Origin of the sequence: Paracoccus sp. pheM1 (assembly GCF_018499825.1) — a bacterium.
Taxonomy (GTDB): Bacteria; Pseudomonadota; Alphaproteobacteria; order Rhodobacterales; family Rhodobacteraceae; genus Paracoccus; species Paracoccus versutus.
The window spans coordinates 931,835-946,957 of record NZ_JAGXCX010000003.1 but is presented as its reverse complement, the minus strand read 5'-3'; the positions used below and the strand labels follow the sequence as shown (position 1 = coordinate 946,957).

At 65.8% G+C, this 15,123-nt stretch carries 8 protein-coding genes; 4 read left to right on the top strand and 4 right to left on the bottom strand.

The window, feature by feature from the left end:
• Window positions 1–1,125: 1,125 nt before the first annotated feature.
• From KF941_RS28260 to KF941_RS28475, 3 genes are all read right to left on the bottom strand, one after another.
• A complete protein-coding gene (locus tag KF941_RS28260; protein WP_036753141.1) occupies window positions 1,126–1,452 on the bottom strand; it encodes a hypothetical protein in 327 nt (108 codons plus the stop codon).
• A 97-nt stretch (window positions 1,453–1,549) separates the two neighbouring features.
• Window positions 1,550–1,828 (bottom strand): hypothetical protein, encoded by a 279-nt coding sequence (locus KF941_RS28255; protein ID WP_240540646.1) that lies wholly within the window; start codon window positions 1,826–1,828, stop codon window positions 1,550–1,552.
• Between the two features lie 42 nt (window positions 1,829–1,870).
• Window positions 1,871–2,002 carry a hypothetical protein gene (locus KF941_RS28475; RefSeq protein ID WP_276315891.1) on the bottom strand — a complete coding sequence of 44 codons (132 nt, stop codon included), beginning with the start codon at window positions 2,000–2,002 and terminating at the stop codon, window positions 1,871–1,873.
• A 339-nt stretch (window positions 2,003–2,341) separates the two neighbouring features.
• Between KF941_RS28475 and KF941_RS27200 the strand changes: the two genes are divergently transcribed.
• Window positions 2,342–3,715: an ATP-binding protein gene (locus KF941_RS27200; RefSeq protein WP_214275175.1), complete on the top strand. Its 1,374-nt coding sequence runs from the start codon at window positions 2,342–2,344 to the stop codon at window positions 3,713–3,715.
• A gap of 4 nt (window positions 3,716–3,719) precedes the next feature.
• Here KF941_RS27200 and KF941_RS27195 read toward each other — a convergent pair whose 3' ends face one another.
• Window positions 3,720–4,391 carry a response regulator transcription factor gene (locus tag KF941_RS27195; protein WP_036753138.1) on the bottom strand — a complete coding sequence of 224 codons (672 nt, stop codon included), beginning with the start codon at window positions 4,389–4,391 and terminating at the stop codon, window positions 3,720–3,722.
• Between the two features lie 422 nt (window positions 4,392–4,813).
• Between KF941_RS27195 and KF941_RS28470 the strand changes: the two genes are divergently transcribed.
• The 3 genes from KF941_RS28470 (at window position 4,814) to KF941_RS27180 (ending at window position 15,112) form a co-directional block, all read left to right on the top strand.
• Window positions 4,814–11,164 (top strand): peroxidase family protein, encoded by a 6,351-nt coding sequence (locus tag KF941_RS28470; protein ID WP_214275174.1) that lies wholly within the window; start codon window positions 4,814–4,816, stop codon window positions 11,162–11,164.
• A gap of 73 nt (window positions 11,165–11,237) precedes the next feature.
• Complete coding sequence (locus KF941_RS27185; RefSeq protein ID WP_214275173.1) at window positions 11,238–13,001, top strand: type I secretion system permease/ATPase; 1,764 nt, start codon at window positions 11,238–11,240, stop codon at window positions 12,999–13,001.
• Entirely contained in the window at window positions 12,998–15,112 is a 2,115-nt protein-coding gene (locus tag KF941_RS27180) for a cadherin-like domain-containing protein (protein ID WP_214275172.1), read from the top strand. The genes KF941_RS27185 and KF941_RS27180 overlap by 4 nt, the downstream gene beginning before the upstream one ends.
• The last annotated feature ends 11 nt before the right edge of the window (window positions 15,113–15,123 follow it).

Genomic DNA, 15,123 nt, shown 5'->3' with positions numbered 1-15,123 from the left:
GGCCGCCGGTCCGCTCCATGCGGCTGGTAATCTGGGCCTTTCCGCACCCCTGAACGCGCAGGCGAATACGAAGGAGACCATGCGCCCGAAGTGCCGCCGCGTCCAACGAGGCCGGCCACGGCAGCCGGTCGCGCAAGAGCCGCCCAGATCCTCGATGACGATGGCGACGATCCCGTGCCGCCCATTAGTCCGGGGATCCAGTTCCACAAGCTCAACGACGCGGTCAACATTCGATAACTCCACCCGGCCTGGCATATTCGAAGCGGGTTGGGCCTTGGGGGCCTGACGCCCTCACGCAACCAGTCGGACGAGCGCGGCATATCGGACGGAAATACAAAGGCCCGCGGCATCCATCTGTCGCGCGCCCTGTGCGAGGCAGGCTGCAACCGTCATTGCCATGGCTGAGAACCTGGCCGGCAAAGCGGGCGATGGCCGCATGATGCCCCCTCAACACCGGTCATCTGGCGGCATTTCCGATGCCGAGCAGGAGTAGCCAGCTTTGCGCGCCGATTGACCGTGAAGGAAGGATACATCATGAAACCGCGCGACAGCGGATCACGACAGTCGCTTTCGGCTGTTTCGGCACTTTAGTCGAGCTTCGGAAACCCCGGAACCCCTGGTGCCAGATAGTCGACACGGCGGATACTCCGTCATGGCAGCATCCCTATAGGACGGGCATCGGATCCCGAGAGCGGCGGCTCCATACCGCCGGGACAGGATCATATACAGGAAAACGGAATGATCATATCATGAGCCTCAGGGCCGATAAAGACATATGCCCAGTCAAAATAGCATCCGGCCCCGGCAGCGAGGTCCGAGCAGAACTGCTCCGCGTCCATTTTCTCCGTATCAACCAGGCTCATGGTTGAAGCAATCGTCACGGATCCCGAGAACCATTCCTCCCATTTCCCCATATTCGTCTGAATGCAGCTTTTGTAATTCTGGAACATCCTGGGGCATAGGATCAGTTCGGAGAGACGCACTTTCCGGTGGAAAGCCAAAAAACACCTCTAAGCTCGGACTCAAAACGGGATCGCTGGCTATTTTTCGTGATTACCCAACCGCTCCAGGTCGATGCGCGGCCGCGAATCCAGCGCGCCCTCGCGATAGTCGGGATGGTCCTTGTCACGCGGGGTCTTGACGGTCAAAAACGGGGTCCGGCCTTCCTCGCTGACCTCCAGCCTGTTCGGATGCGTCGGCAAGGGAATGCGCTGCTTGACCGCATAGGGCATCGGCCGCGAACAGGCGCTGGCCCTCGGCGTCGATCGTCAGGTTGACGAGAAAATGCTGCGAGGTCTCGGCGCCTTCCTCGGCGGTGTCGCCGGTTGGAAGCGCGCCAGCCGCGTCGATCGCCGCGATCTCCTCGATGCCGCCGCCGCTGGCGTAGAAGCGCCCGGCAGCCGCGCCATAGGCGGCGCCGGCGGTCCAGAGCCCGCCCTCGATCCGGTGCAAGAACTCGCCCGCCCCGCGCGTCGATCCCGGTCAGCGAGCCGTCCAGCGGATTGCCGGCGTAAAGCCGCCCCGCGCTGCGGTCGAGCGCCAGCGCGAATTAGCGGCGCAGCACCTGGATTTTTCGGATCGGGTGCAGGTCATTGGCGTCCAGCACATGGATGAAGCCCGGCGTGCCCGTGTCGAAACCGGGCACCGATCCGTGGTTGCGGACGGACTTACCGAATGCTGCATTCGTCTGGATAGCGCGAGGGACGGTATCTGGACCGCGATTCCAGGCCTGGACATCTGCGGATCGGTCAATCGACTGCGAGGTTCGGAAACCTCGTAGTCGGCCGGCTGCCACCGCCTGGCTGAGCTTGGGCTGATCGTTTATCAAGTCGCCCCTCGTCATCGTCGCGCCGCCGATCAGGCGATGCCGTCAAGAAACCGTGACCTGCAAAATCAGCAGGACGAGCAGCCCAGCCAATATCTGTAGCCAAAGCTTGATTTGTTTGAGGATGGCGATTGTTTCACCTTGATCCTTTCGCATATCGTTCTGATCGGTCGTCATCTCGCGCTCCCTCGCCGGTTATCTAACAGGCACCTGTTATATCATCCAATCCAGACCGGCTTGAGTTCCTCCCCGATCAACTTCCGCTGGGTCAGTCTGGCCGGTGCTTACCCCTTGTCTCGCGGGGAGAACTGCAACGCCTTCCCCGAAGAGGAAACGCGGCCAGGTTGCTGCGGAGGATGCGCGGAGCCTACCGCCCGCTGTGCGGGACTTCATGGCACAGCAAGGATTGCGCGGGCTTTGCGGGTTGTTGCAAGATGGCGAAAGCTCTTCTTGCCCCGCGGATCCGCCATGCCCAAATCCGAGTTCTCTCATATCCTTCAGAGTTTCGGACGGCAGATGGGGCTGCATTCGCAAGTCGTGATCGCGATCGCTCTGGTGATCTGCATGTCGATGGCCACGCTAGGATATTGGGTAAACGCCTATATTCGCAATGTCGAAGTGGAAAGCGCGGCCGATGCCAGCGCCGTCTACATGAACATCATCATCGAACCGCTGCTGCGTGATGTCGAACGAAATGGAACGCTGCCGTCCCGGATCGAATTGCAGCTGGACGAACTGCTGATGCGCCATACCCATGAAACCGCCATCGAGGCGGCGGTGATCTGGTGGCAGGACGGCACCGTGGCCTACAGCACCGACAAGCGGCTGACGGGGCGGCAGATGTCATCCGCCCAATTGGATGCCGCCTTTGGCGGTCAGGTCGTGGCCGAACTGATGGAGAACCTGACCGATCACGGAACTCGGCGGCAAGAGCGGCTGGGCCAGCCCTTGCTGGAGATCTATATGCCCCTGCGCGACCGCGAAAGCGGCCTCGTCACCGCCGTCGGCGAGTTCTATCAGAATGCCGCCGAGCTTCAGGCCCAGATGAACCGCGTCGCGTCGCGGATCTGGGGGGTGGTCGGGCTGACGACCGCGCTGATGCTGACGCTGCTGATCCTGACCGCGAGCCGGGCGCGCCGCATCGTGCGGGCGCAACAGGACGAGTTGCGCCATCGGCTGGACATGTCGCAGCAACTGGCCCGCCAGAACGCGGACCTGCGGCAGACCGCCGAAACGGCCAAGCTGGAGGCGATCAAGGTGAACGAGACCTTGCTGACCCGCATCGGCGCGGATCTGCATGATGGCCCGCTGCAACTGCTGGGGCTGATCGTGCTGCGCCTCAGCGGCCTGCCCTCGGGCCGCGCCGAGGACGCCGCCGCCGCGCGCGAGCGGCAAAAGACCGCAGAGCTGGCCACGCGCACGATGCAGGAGTTGCGGAACCTGGCCTATGGGCTGAGCATTCCCGAACTGGACGGGCTGACGGTGTCCGAAACCCTGTCGCTGGCGATTGCGCGGCATGAAAGCCAGACCGGCACGACAGTCTCGCAACGGCTGGGGGAATTGCCCGACCACCTGTCCGAGCCCGCAAAGATCTGCCTGTATCGCATCGTGCAGGAATCGCTGAACAACGCCTTTCGCCATGCCGGCGGCAGGGGCCAGCAGGTCTGGGCCGAGACGCGGAACGGCGAGATCAAGCTTGTCATCAGCGATGCCGGTCCGGGGCTGCAACCCGAGGCGGCGAAAGCGCCGCAGGGCGGAAACGGAATGCCCGGACTGGGGCTGCCTGGACTGTCGCGGCGATTGCAGACCCTGGGCGGCAATCTTGATGCGACCTCGGAACCGGGACGAGGCACGACGATCACCGCTCGCCTGCCGGTCGAAGCCGGATAGGAAACTACTGGAGGTAGAGGTTCGATCCCGGCGCCACCTCTGCCTGCAGCTTTTGTGCGGCCAACACCACCTCCAGCCGGTTGCGTGCATGCAGCTTCTGCATCAGGATCGACATGTAATGCTTGACGGTCTTTTCGCTGATCTGCAGCTGTTGGCCGATTTCCTTGTTGGTCCTGCCTCGCAACAGCAGCCGCACGATCTGTTCCTCGCGCATGTTCAGCCGGATCGCCTGCAGCGTGCGCTTGCGAAGCGAAGCGTTCTGCAATGCCGCGATGACCTTGGCCGCGAAGGTATGCGTCACAAAGGTCTCGCCTCGCATCACGGCGCGGATCGCCTCGGCCAGTTCGGCCGCCGTGCTGCCCTTGATGACATAGCCATGCGCCCCCGCTTCCAGCACCTGGACGGCATGTTCGACCGCCATCGAGGCGGTAAAGATCAGCACCCGCACATCGGGAGCTTCCTCGCGGATCTTCTGGATCGCCTGCAGGATGTTCCCCGGCATGTCCAGGTCCAGAAGGATGACATCGGGCCTGTTCTTCAGCGTCAGGTTGATTGCATCGCTGGCCGAGACGCCCTTTTCCACCACGGCGAATTCATCCGAGTCGGCGAATATTCCTGCCAGGCCTTCAAGAAAGATGGGGTGATCATCGAAAATCGCCAACTCGACTCTGGGCATGGGCGGAAACCTCCGTCGACATTCAACTGAACCGATATGTTTTGACGATAGCAGAACGGTCCGGGCCCAGAAACTGTCGTTAAGGGCATGTTTTTGCATCTTGACGCGGTCTTTCCCATACGGATTCCCGATGATTTCAATATGAATGCGATAATGGAAATGAACGGCCGTTGAATTGTCCCAAGGCCGGTTTTCAGACTTTCGGTCAATCGGCCTTCGGACATTGGTCCGATCCGCACCTGGACCTTCGACGCCTTATCCTTCGGACCTGGGCCGCATGAAAAGACCGGACTTTGTCAAGTTCATGCCCCGCGCCCAGACGGGCATGATTCCAGGCATATCGGCAGGCGTCCCGCATAGCGGCGCCGGCGGGGCTTTTCCGCCACCGCGGCGGAAAGCGTTCGACACAGGGGGATTACATCATGGTAACGCTGATCAGGCACGATCTCGAATTCATTCTCGAGCAGATCAAGATCGCCGAGGCCCATGCCGCCGGCACGCCGCTGACCGAACTGGTAAGCAGCCCGCTGTTGCCCTATGGGCTGCGCACGGTCGATGGCAGCGACAACAACCTTGTTCCCGGCCGCGAAAGATGGGGCGCCTCGCACGAGGAATTCCTGCGGCTGACCGACCCCACCTGGCGCGACGAAAGCGACGACCAGATGATGTTCGGCACGCCGGAAAACCCGGTATGGCTGACCAACAACGACTATGCGCCCGGTAGTCCGACCAGCCCCGGCTTTCAGCCCGGAACCGTGGTCGATGCCGACCCGCGGCTGATTTCCAACCTGATCGTGGACCAGACGCTGGACAATCCGGCGGCCATCGCCGCCGCGCTGCGCCATGCCGGGGTCGAGGGCGCGGACATGACCGCGGCGATGCAAGGCGTCATGACGGCCCATTCGCTGGTCAAGGGCACGGTGCCGGGCAGCGCGGCCCATGCCATCGCACAGGCCCAGCTGGCCACATTGTTGGACCAGCACGGGATCGAGATGGACGGCCCGACCATCAGGCTGCCCAACCAGGCCCCGGACGAAGGGCTGTCGGCATCCTACAATGCCTGGTTCACGCTGTTCGGGCAGTTCTTCGACCACGGCCTGGACCTGGTGCAGAAGGGCGGGCACGGCACGGTCTATATCCCGCTGCAGCCGGACGACCCGCTGTATGACCCGGATTCGCCGCATACCAATTTCATGGCCATGTCCCGCGCCACCATCGGCGACGGCGCGGCCAATGTGACCACGCCGTGGGTGGACCAGAACCAGACCTATACCTCGCATCCCTCGCATCAGGTCTTTCTGCGCGAATATGCCGAAGGGCCGGACGGGCCGGTCTCGACCGGCAAGCTGCTGGAAGGGGCGCGGGGCATGGCCACATGGCGCGACGTCAAGGATCAGGCGCGCGAGTTGCTGGGCATCGACCTGACCGACCTGGACGTGGGCGCGGTTCCGGTCCTGCTGACCGACCCCTACGGCGAATTCATCCGCGGCCCGAACGGGCTGCCGCAGATCCTTGCCGCCTTCGACGTGGACGGCATGCCGATCTGGGTCGAGGGCAACCTGGCCGATCCGGTCGATCCCTCCGCCATCCAGCTGCCCCCCGGCACCGTGCTGTTCGGCGGCAACGTGATCGATCCGGGCGAGACCGTCTCGGCCGCACGCACGGGCAATGCCTTCCTGGACGACATCGCCCATAACGCGGTGCCGGTGGCGGTGGACGGCGTGTTGCAGCCCGATGGCGACGACGCGCCGGGCTATTCCGGCGGCTTCGACGCGCGCGGCAACCGCGATTCCTATGACGACGAGATGCTGGATGCGCATTACATCACCGGCGACGGGCGCGGGAACGAGAATATCGGCCTGACGGCGGTGCATTCGGTGTTCCACGCCGAGCACAACCGGCTGGTCGATCACATCAAGCAGGTGATCCTGGACACTGGCGACGCGGATTTCATCGCCGAATGGCGCGACGCCGACGGCAACTGGGACGGCGAGCGGCTGTTCCAGACCGCGCGCTTCACCACCGAGATGGAATATCAGCACCTGGTCTTCGAGGAATTCGCCCGCAAGGCGCAGCCCGACGTAGACATCTTCATGGTGCAGCCGGATGTCGAGATCAATCCGGCGATCTTTGCCGAATTCGCCCATGTGGTCTATCGCTTCGGCCATTCGATGCTGAACGAGACCGTGGACCAGATCCATGCGGACGGCTCGACCGACCACCTGACGCTCTTCGACGCCTTCCTCAACCCGCTGGCCTTCGGCTCCGACACCGTGGACCATCACCAGGCGGCGGGCGCCATCGTGCGCGGCATGACCGGGCAGGTCGGCAACGAGATCGACGAATTCGTCACCAACGTGCTGCGCAACCAGCTGGTCGGCATCCCGCTGGACCTTGCCGCGATCAACATCGCGCGCGGCCGCGACACCGGCATGCCGACGCTGAACGAGGCGCGCCAGCAGTTCATGGACATGGCCGGCGGCGACAGCCAGCTGAAGCCCTATGACAGCTGGGTCGATTTCGCGGTGAACCTGAAGAACCCCGAATCCATCGTCAACTTCATCGCCGCCTACGGCACCCATGACCTGATCACGGGCGAGGAAACCGTGGCGGGCAAGCGTGCCGCCGCCATGGCCATCGTCTTCGGCACCGACCAGACGGTCTTCGAGGACGGCGGCGCCCGCGTGATCTCGACCCCCGCCGACCGGCTGGCCTTCCTGAGCGCAAGCGGCGAGTTCGCGGCGCGCAGGGGCGGGCTTGACGATGTCGACCTGTGGGTCGGCGGCCTGGCCGAGAAGAAGATGCCCTTCGGGGGCATGCTGGGCTCGACCTTCGCCTTCATCTTCGAATTGCAGATGGAGAACCTGCAGCATGCCGACCGCTTCTATTACCTGTCGCGCGCGCAGGGCCTGAACCTGCTGACCGAGCTGGAGAACAACTCGCTGGCCTCGATCGTCATGCGCAACACCGACCTGGGAGCGACGGGATTCGCGCTGCCGGGCGACATCTTCTCGATCCCCGATCACGTCCTCTATGTCGATGCCGCCAAGCAGGCGCAGTTCGGGCACGCGGATCCGGTGCATGACAACCCGACGCTGGAGGCGATCTCCAGCCTGGTCGAGCGCGGCGAGAACTTCATCCGCTACAATGGCGCCGATCACACCGTCATCGCCGGGACCGAGGGCAACGACACCATCATCGCCGGCGGCGGCGACGATGCGATCCGGGGCTTCGGCGGCGACGACCGGATCGAGGCCGGATATGGCGTCGACATCGTCCATGGCGGCGACGGCAACGACATCATCACCAATGCCGGCACCGACATAGGCGAGACCGACATGCTGCATGGCGATGCCGGCAACGACGTCATCCACGGCGGCTCGGGCATGGCGCTGATCTTCGGCGGCTCGGGCCGGGATTTCCTGATGACCGGCCCGGACGGCTCCGAGATCCGCGGCGGCACCGGCGACGACTTCCTCATGGGCGGCAACGGCCCGGACATGCTGTTCGGCAACGAGGGCGACGACTGGGTCGAGGGCCACGGCCTGTTCGACTATATCGCCGGCGACAACGGCGACATCTTCTTCAACTCGTCGATCATCGGCCATGACGTGCTGAACGGCGGCAGCGGCGACACCGATTACGACGCCGATTCCGGCGACGACATCATGATCGCCGGCGAGGGGATCCAGAAGTTCATCGGCATGTGGGGCCATGACTGGGTGGCCTTCAAGGGCCAGCAGGTTCCGGGCGTGGCCGACATGAACTTCCCGGTCTTCGACAGCCTGCCCCTGGAGGTACTGCGCGACCGCTTCAGCCAGGTCGAGGCGCTGTCGGGCTGGATCCATGACGACATCCTGCGCGGCGACGACCGCAGCGACGAAGAGGGCGACCAGGAGCTGGCCTTCGATCCGACGCCCGAGGGCAATTTCATCCATAACGAGCTGGACCAGGCCGGGATCGACCGCATCGCCGGGCTGGACCAGATCATCACCCCCGACATGATGCGGCTGGGCGAATACTGGGCCGACGGCTCGGGCGCCGAGAAGATGATCTTCACCGGCGGCAACATCCTGCTGGGCGGCGGCGGCGGCGATCTGATCGAGGGCCGGGGCGGCAATGACGTCATCGACGGCGACGCCTGGCTGAACCTGCGCATCAGCATCCTTGACGCGGGCGGGGCCGAGATCGCCACGGCCGAAGGCATGTCCGCGGTCGTCACCGACCTGGCCGGCAACGTGCTGCATGGCGGCCGGACGCTGGACCTGCTGATGCTGGAGCGGGTCTATGACCCCGGCCAGTTGCAGATCACCCGCGAAATCCTGTGGGACGACAGCGGCACGGACACCGCGGTCTATTGGGATCTGTTCGAGAACTACGCGGTGACGCGCAACGCCGATGGCAGCATCCGGATCGAGCATCTCGACGAGACCGCTGGCGTGATCGACCCGATCACCAACCAGAACCGGGTCTCGGACGGGATCGACACGCTCTACAACATCGAGGTGCTGCAGTTCGGCGACGTCACCGTCAATGTCTCGGACCTGTTCAACGCCGAGCCGGTGGGCCAGCCGCTGATCAGCGACACCACGCCCACGCAGGGCCAGGCGCTGGCCGTGGACCTGAGCGGGATCAGCGATGCCGACGGGATCGACATGGCGACGATGAGCGTGCAGTGGCAAAGCTTCATCGGCGGCCTGTGGACGGATATCGCCGGGGCGACCGGCAGTTCCTTCACGCCGGGCCTGGCCCATGTGAACACCCAGCTGCGGGTGGTGGCGCGCTATACCGACGGCTTCGGCAAGGCCGAGGAGGTGATCTCTTCCGTGACCTCGCCGGTCGGCGTCCATCTGGTCGGCAACGGCACGGCAGAGACGATGTCGGGCACCGTCGGCGCCGACATCATCGAAGGCAGGGGCGGCAATGACACGATCAGCGGCCTGGACGGCGACGATCTTCTGAACGGCGAAGGCGGCAACGACCTGTTGCTGGGCGGCGGCGGCAACGACACGCTGAACGGCGCCGCCGGGGCCGATACGCTGGAGGGCGACGCGGGCGACGACCTGCTGAACGGCGGCGCCGGCAACGATGCCCTGTCCGGCGGCGATGGCGACGACGAGCTGATCGGCGAGGCCGGCGTCGATCTGCTGGATGGCGGGGCCGGCAACGACGCGCTTGACGGCGGCATCGGCAACGACACGCTTGACGGCGGCCTGGGCAACGACACGCTGATCGGCGGGGTGGGCGCCGACGTCATCCGCGGCGGCGATGGCGACGACCTGGTCCAGTGGAACGTCGGCGACGGGCGCGACACGATCGACGGCGGCGCCGACACCGATACCGTGCATGTCACCGGCGACGCGACCGCCGAAGCCTATCACATCTGGACGCTTGCCGAATGGCGGGCCGCCGCCGCGGCCAACAACAACCAGGTGCTGAACGGCAACGTGCCCGAGGATACCGAGATCATCATCACCCGCAACGGCACCAATTACGCCGCGGTCGTCGCGATCATGAAGGATGTCGAGGAGGTCGTCATCTCGGGCATGGGCGGCGGCGACACCTTCGCGGCGCATGGCGACTTTACCGGCACCAGCCTTTCCTACAGCACCATCACGCTGGAAGGCGGGGCCGGCGACGACGTGCTCGACATCTCGGGGCTGAACTCGGCCCACCGGGTTCTGTTCCGCTCGAACGGCGGGCAGGACACGATCATCGGGCAGCTGCGCGAGCAGGACGTGATCGAGATGCCCGGAAGCGATGCGGGCCATACGATCACCCATAATCCCGACGGCACCACCACGCTGACGGCCGGGGAGGGTTCCGTCACCTTCACCGGCCCGGCCGCGCCGCCGGCGGAAACCGAGCCGGACGATACCAGCCCTTTGGGCGACGGCCCGGACGACGTCGCGCCCCCGGATGGGGCCGGCGCGGCGGCTGACCTGACCCTGATCGGCACGGGCAAGGCGGATGTGCTGCAGGGCGGCGAGGGCGCCGACATCATCCGCGGCGGCGAGGGCAGCGACTTCCTCAGCGGCGGCGGCGGGCGCGACGTGATCCTCGGCGGCAGCGACGCCGATGACATCTTCGGCGGTGCCGGGGCGGACATGCTCTATGGCGATGCCGGGCACGACCGGATCTTCGGCGGCGACGACGGGGACATGATCACCGGCGGCACCGGCAACGACACCGTCTTCGGCGGCAAGGGCGGGGATCTGATCGTGGCCACCAAGGGCGACGGCGACGACGTCTATTACGGCGACGAGGATGCCGACACGCTGGACATGTCCCAGATAACCACCAACATCACCGCCGATCTGGGCACCGGCTTCATGGGCCGGGGCAGCGTGTCGAGCGAACAGACCGGCAGCGACACGATTTGGAGCATCGAGAACATCGTCACCGGATCGGGCAATGACGTCATCACCGCCAGCGCCGCGGTCAACGTGATGGATGGCGGCGGCGGCAAGGACGTCTTCCGCTTCCTGTCGGCGCAGGATGCCGATGGCGACACGATCGTCGACTTCGCGCCGGGTGATCGCATCGACCTTTCCGCCATCGATGCCGATGCCGGGGCGGGCGGCAAGCAATCCTTCACCCTGGTGACCGGAGAGGCCTTCACCGGACGCGGCCAGCTGATGGTCGTTCACGAGACAAGGGAGGATGGCGACTATACGGTCGTGATGGGGAACACCACCGGCGATGACGGGGCCGATTTCCGCATCAGCCTCAAGGGCGCGCATATCCTGACGGCGAACGACTTCAATCTGTGACGCCGTGGCCCGCCGGCCGGTCCCAGGGCGGCCGGCGGGTTCCTTTCCCGACAAGGTAGCGAGGTGGGTTCCGATGCGTGGCAGGGATGTGACGAAGGTGGCGAGACGCAAGGGCGCTGCAAACCTGATCCGGGGATATCGCGCCATCCTCGTCTTTCTGTTCGGCATATCGGGCATCATCAGCGTCCTGGCGCTGACCGGCGCCTTCTACATGCTGCAGATCTATGACCGGGCGCTGACCAGCGGCAGCGTGCCGACGCTGCTGGCGATCTCGATCCTGGCCATCGGGCTGTATTTCTCGCAGGGGCTGTTCGACATCATCCGCTCGCAGATCCTGGTGCGGATCGGCGCGCGGCTGGACCGCCGGCTGGCGCCGCTGGCCCATCAGGTGGCGATCGACATGCCGCGCTTTGGCTTTTCCACCTCGGAGGCGCTGGAGCGGGGGCGCGACGTCGATACGGTGCGCGGCTTCCTGGGCAGCCAGGGGCCGGTGGCGCTGTTCGACCTGCCTTGGGTTCCGCTGTTCGTGGCCTTCGTCTATGTCCTGCATCCTTGGCTGGGGGCGCTGACGCTGGGCGGCGCCTTCGTGCTGGCAGCGCTGACCATCGTCACCGAGCTGATGACACGGCGCCTGAACGAGGCATCGCAGAAGGCGATGATCGCCCGCAACGCCATCGCCGATTCCAACGCCCGCAACGCCGAGATCGTCAAGGCGATGGGCTTCGGCGCCCGCGCCGTCATGCGCTTCACGCGCGCCAATGACGAGCATCTGGCGCTGCAGACCCGCGCCAACGATGTCGGCGGCACCTTCGGGGCGATCTCGCGCGTGTTCAGGATGATCCTGCAATCCGCGGTGCTGGGCCTCGGCGCCTTCCTGACCATAATCGGCGAGCTGTCGCCCGGCGCGATCATCGCCGCCTCGGTCGCCTCGGCCCGCGCGCTGGCGCCGATCGACATGGCCATCGCCAACTGGAAGGGCGTGGTCGCCGCCCGCGCGGCCTTCCGGCGGCTGAAGGAAACCGTCGTGGCGCTGGCCGAGGCCGAGGCGCCGATGCCCCTGCCGCCCCCCCGCCAGTCGCTGAAGGTCGAGAACCTGACCATCGTCGCCCCCGACAGCGGCCGCGTGCTGCTGAGCGAGGTCGGCTTCACCTTGTCGCCGGGCCAGGCGCTTGGCGTCATCGGCCCCAGCGGCGGCGGCAAGACCACCCTGGCGCGTGCCCTGACCGGCATCTGGCCCGCCCTGCGCGGCAGCATCCGGCTGGACGATGCCGAGCTGGGGCAATGGGACGACGAAACCCTTGGCCGCCATATCGGCTATCTGCCGCAGGATGTCGCGCTGCTGGAGGGCGACCTCCAGGAAAACATCTCGCGCCTGGAACCCGATCCCGATCCGCGCGGCATCGTCGATGCCGCCAAGGCGGCGGGCGTGCACGAGATGATCGTGCGCCTGCCCGACGGCTATCACACCGCGCTGGGGCCGATGGGGATCGCGCTGTCCGGCGGCCAGCGGCAGCGCATCGGCCTTGCCCGCGCGCTTTACGGCGATCCCTTCGTGGTGGTGCTGGACGAGCCGAACTCGAACCTGGATGGCGAGGGCGAGGCAGCGCTGACGGCGGCGATCAACGCGGTCAAGGCGCGGGGCGGCATCGTGGTGGTGATCGCCCATCGTCCCAGCGCCCTGGCGGCGGTGGACCTGGTCGCGGTGGTCCAGAACGGCCGGATGACCGCCTTCGGTCCCAAGGAGGACATCATCGCGCGGCCCGTGCGGGTCGATCTCGACGCAGCAGAAACCGACAGGAAGGAGCGTGCCCCGGCAACGGCGCGCGTCACGGCATGATCATCAAGGTCAAGGGCACCCGATCCGGCTCGGCCGAAACCGCCGCCGCGGAACGCTATGCGGCGAAGGCGCCCGAAGGGGAAGGCCGCGCGCCCTATGTTTTCGGCGCGGCGCTGGTTTGGCTGGGCCTGTATCTGAAATCGATCTTTCCAACCTGGGGACAAGAGGAAACAGCCCTTCCGCCGCAGAAAGCGGCGCAGGGCGCGGCAGAGCCGGCCGGCGCCGCATTCTCGGCCGCCGCCCCGCCCAGGGCGCCAGAAGGCGCCCCTTCGGCAACCGGGGCGCAGCCGGCGGCGCCGGTCGAGGACGGCCCCGCCGGCCTTGCCGCCGGATCCGTGGCATCGCCGAAAACCGTTCATGTCGAGACATTCGGCCTGCCGGTGCCGTGGCAGGGCGCACCGTTCGTCCCGCCGGGCGGCGCGGCCGCGAATGACAACCGCATCGCCACGCCCGGATTCGCGAACCCGAGCCCCAAGGGCCAGGTGCTTCCGCCGGCGGACGACGGGCCTGCGGACCCGAAACCGGACGAGGATGACGACGACGGCGATCCCCCGCCCCAGGGCGGCAACCGCCCTCCGCGCGTTTCCGGGCCGGTCCATCTGGCCGACATGGCCTCTTGCGCGGTTCTGGCGATCGGGCTGGGCCAATTGCTGCGCCATGCCGAGGATCCCGACGGCGACATGCTGTCGGTGCATCATGTCACCGCCTCGGCCGGCACGGTGATCCGCACCGACGGCGGCTGGGAGTATCGCCCCGAACCCGGTTTCAGCGGCCCGGTCACGCTGAGCTACGAGATCGGCGACGGCCATGCCTCTGTCATCCAGACCGCGCATTTCTCGGTCTTCGAACGGCATTTCATCCAGGGGACCGACGGGGACGACAACCTGCTTGGCGGCGCCTGCGCCGAGGATATCGACGGCGGCGACGGCGACGACAATATCGATGCGGGCGGCGGCAACGACGTCGTGCAGGGCGGGCGGGGCCACGACCATATCGTCGCCGCTGACGGCAACGACACGGTTTTCGGCGGCGACGGCAATGACGTGATCTTCGGCGGCCGGGGCGACGATCACCTGTGGGGCGGTGCCGGCGACGACCGCATCTTCGGCCAGGAGGGCGACGACATCATCCAGGGCGAAGCCGGCCACGACCTGCTGGATGGCGGCACCGGCGACGACTATCTGGACGGCGGTGCAGGCAATGACAGCCTGCATGGCAGCGCGGGCGACGATCTGCTGATCGGGGGCGCGGGCGACGACCTGCTGGAAGGCGGTGCGGGCAATGATATTCTCAGCGACGGCCGGGGCGCGGATGTCCTCCGCGGCGGGCTGGGCGACGACCATGTCGTCGCGGCGCTGGACGCCGCCGACGACATCTATGACGGCGGCGCGGGCGTGGATACGCTGGACTATTCCGCCGCCGCCGACAGCCTGCTGATCGACCTTCATGACGAGCTTGCCAGCGGCGAGGAAATCGGCACGGACACGATCGCGGGATTCGAGCGCGTGATCGCAGGCGCGGGCGACGATCACGTCATCGCGGCGCTCGATGGCGGGGACGGCAGCCTGGACGGCGGCGAGGGATGGGACCGGCTGGACTATTCCGCCGCCGAGGAATGCCTGCTGATCGACCTGAATGCCGGCGTCGCCAGCGGGGTCGAGATCGGCACGGATGCGATCGCCGGCTTCGAGGCCGTAAGCGGCGGCAAGGGTGACGACCATTTCATCCTGGGCGACGCGCCGTTCTGCCTTGAGGGCGGCGAGGGCGACAATGTCTTTGAATTTCTTGCCCCGTCGCCGCCGCCCGATCCCGGCGCCACGGTCGAGGCGCGCAGTTTCGAGATCATGGACTTCAAGGTCGGGGATCGGTTGCGCATGTCGAAATATGACCTGTTCGAGCGAATAATCGACCGCCACGAGGACGACTTCGAAAAGATCTACGGCGACGATTTCGACGACGACGATATCCGCATCCGCTTTAGCCACGAGCGTGACGAAGACATCGACCGCACCGTGATCGAGGCCGATTTCAACCGCGACGACATTTACGAAACCACGATCACCCTCGAAGGCCGCCATCTTCTGGTGATCGTCGAGCATGGGACGGCTTGACGCAAGAAAGG

What these genes read in the sequence shown, in the direction of transcription:
- KF941_RS28475 (WP_276315891.1), bottom strand. Translation starts at nt 2,002, where the DNA reads ATGACGACCGATCAGAACGATATGCGAAAGGATCAAGGTGAAACAATC.
- KF941_RS28470 (WP_214275174.1), top strand. Translation starts at nt 4,814, where the DNA reads ATGGTAACGCTGATCAGGCACGATCTCGAATTCATTCTCGAGCAGATC.
- KF941_RS27195 (WP_036753138.1), bottom strand. Translation starts at nt 4,391, where the DNA reads ATGCCCAGAGTCGAGTTGGCGATTTTCGATGATCACCCCATCTTTCTT.
- KF941_RS27180 (WP_214275172.1), top strand. Translation starts at nt 12,998, where the DNA reads ATGATCATCAAGGTCAAGGGCACCCGATCCGGCTCGGCCGAAACCGCC.
- KF941_RS27200 (WP_214275175.1), top strand. Translation starts at nt 2,342, where the DNA reads ATGGGGCTGCATTCGCAAGTCGTGATCGCGATCGCTCTGGTGATCTGC.
- KF941_RS27185 (WP_214275173.1), top strand. Translation starts at nt 11,238, where the DNA reads ATGCGTGGCAGGGATGTGACGAAGGTGGCGAGACGCAAGGGCGCTGCA.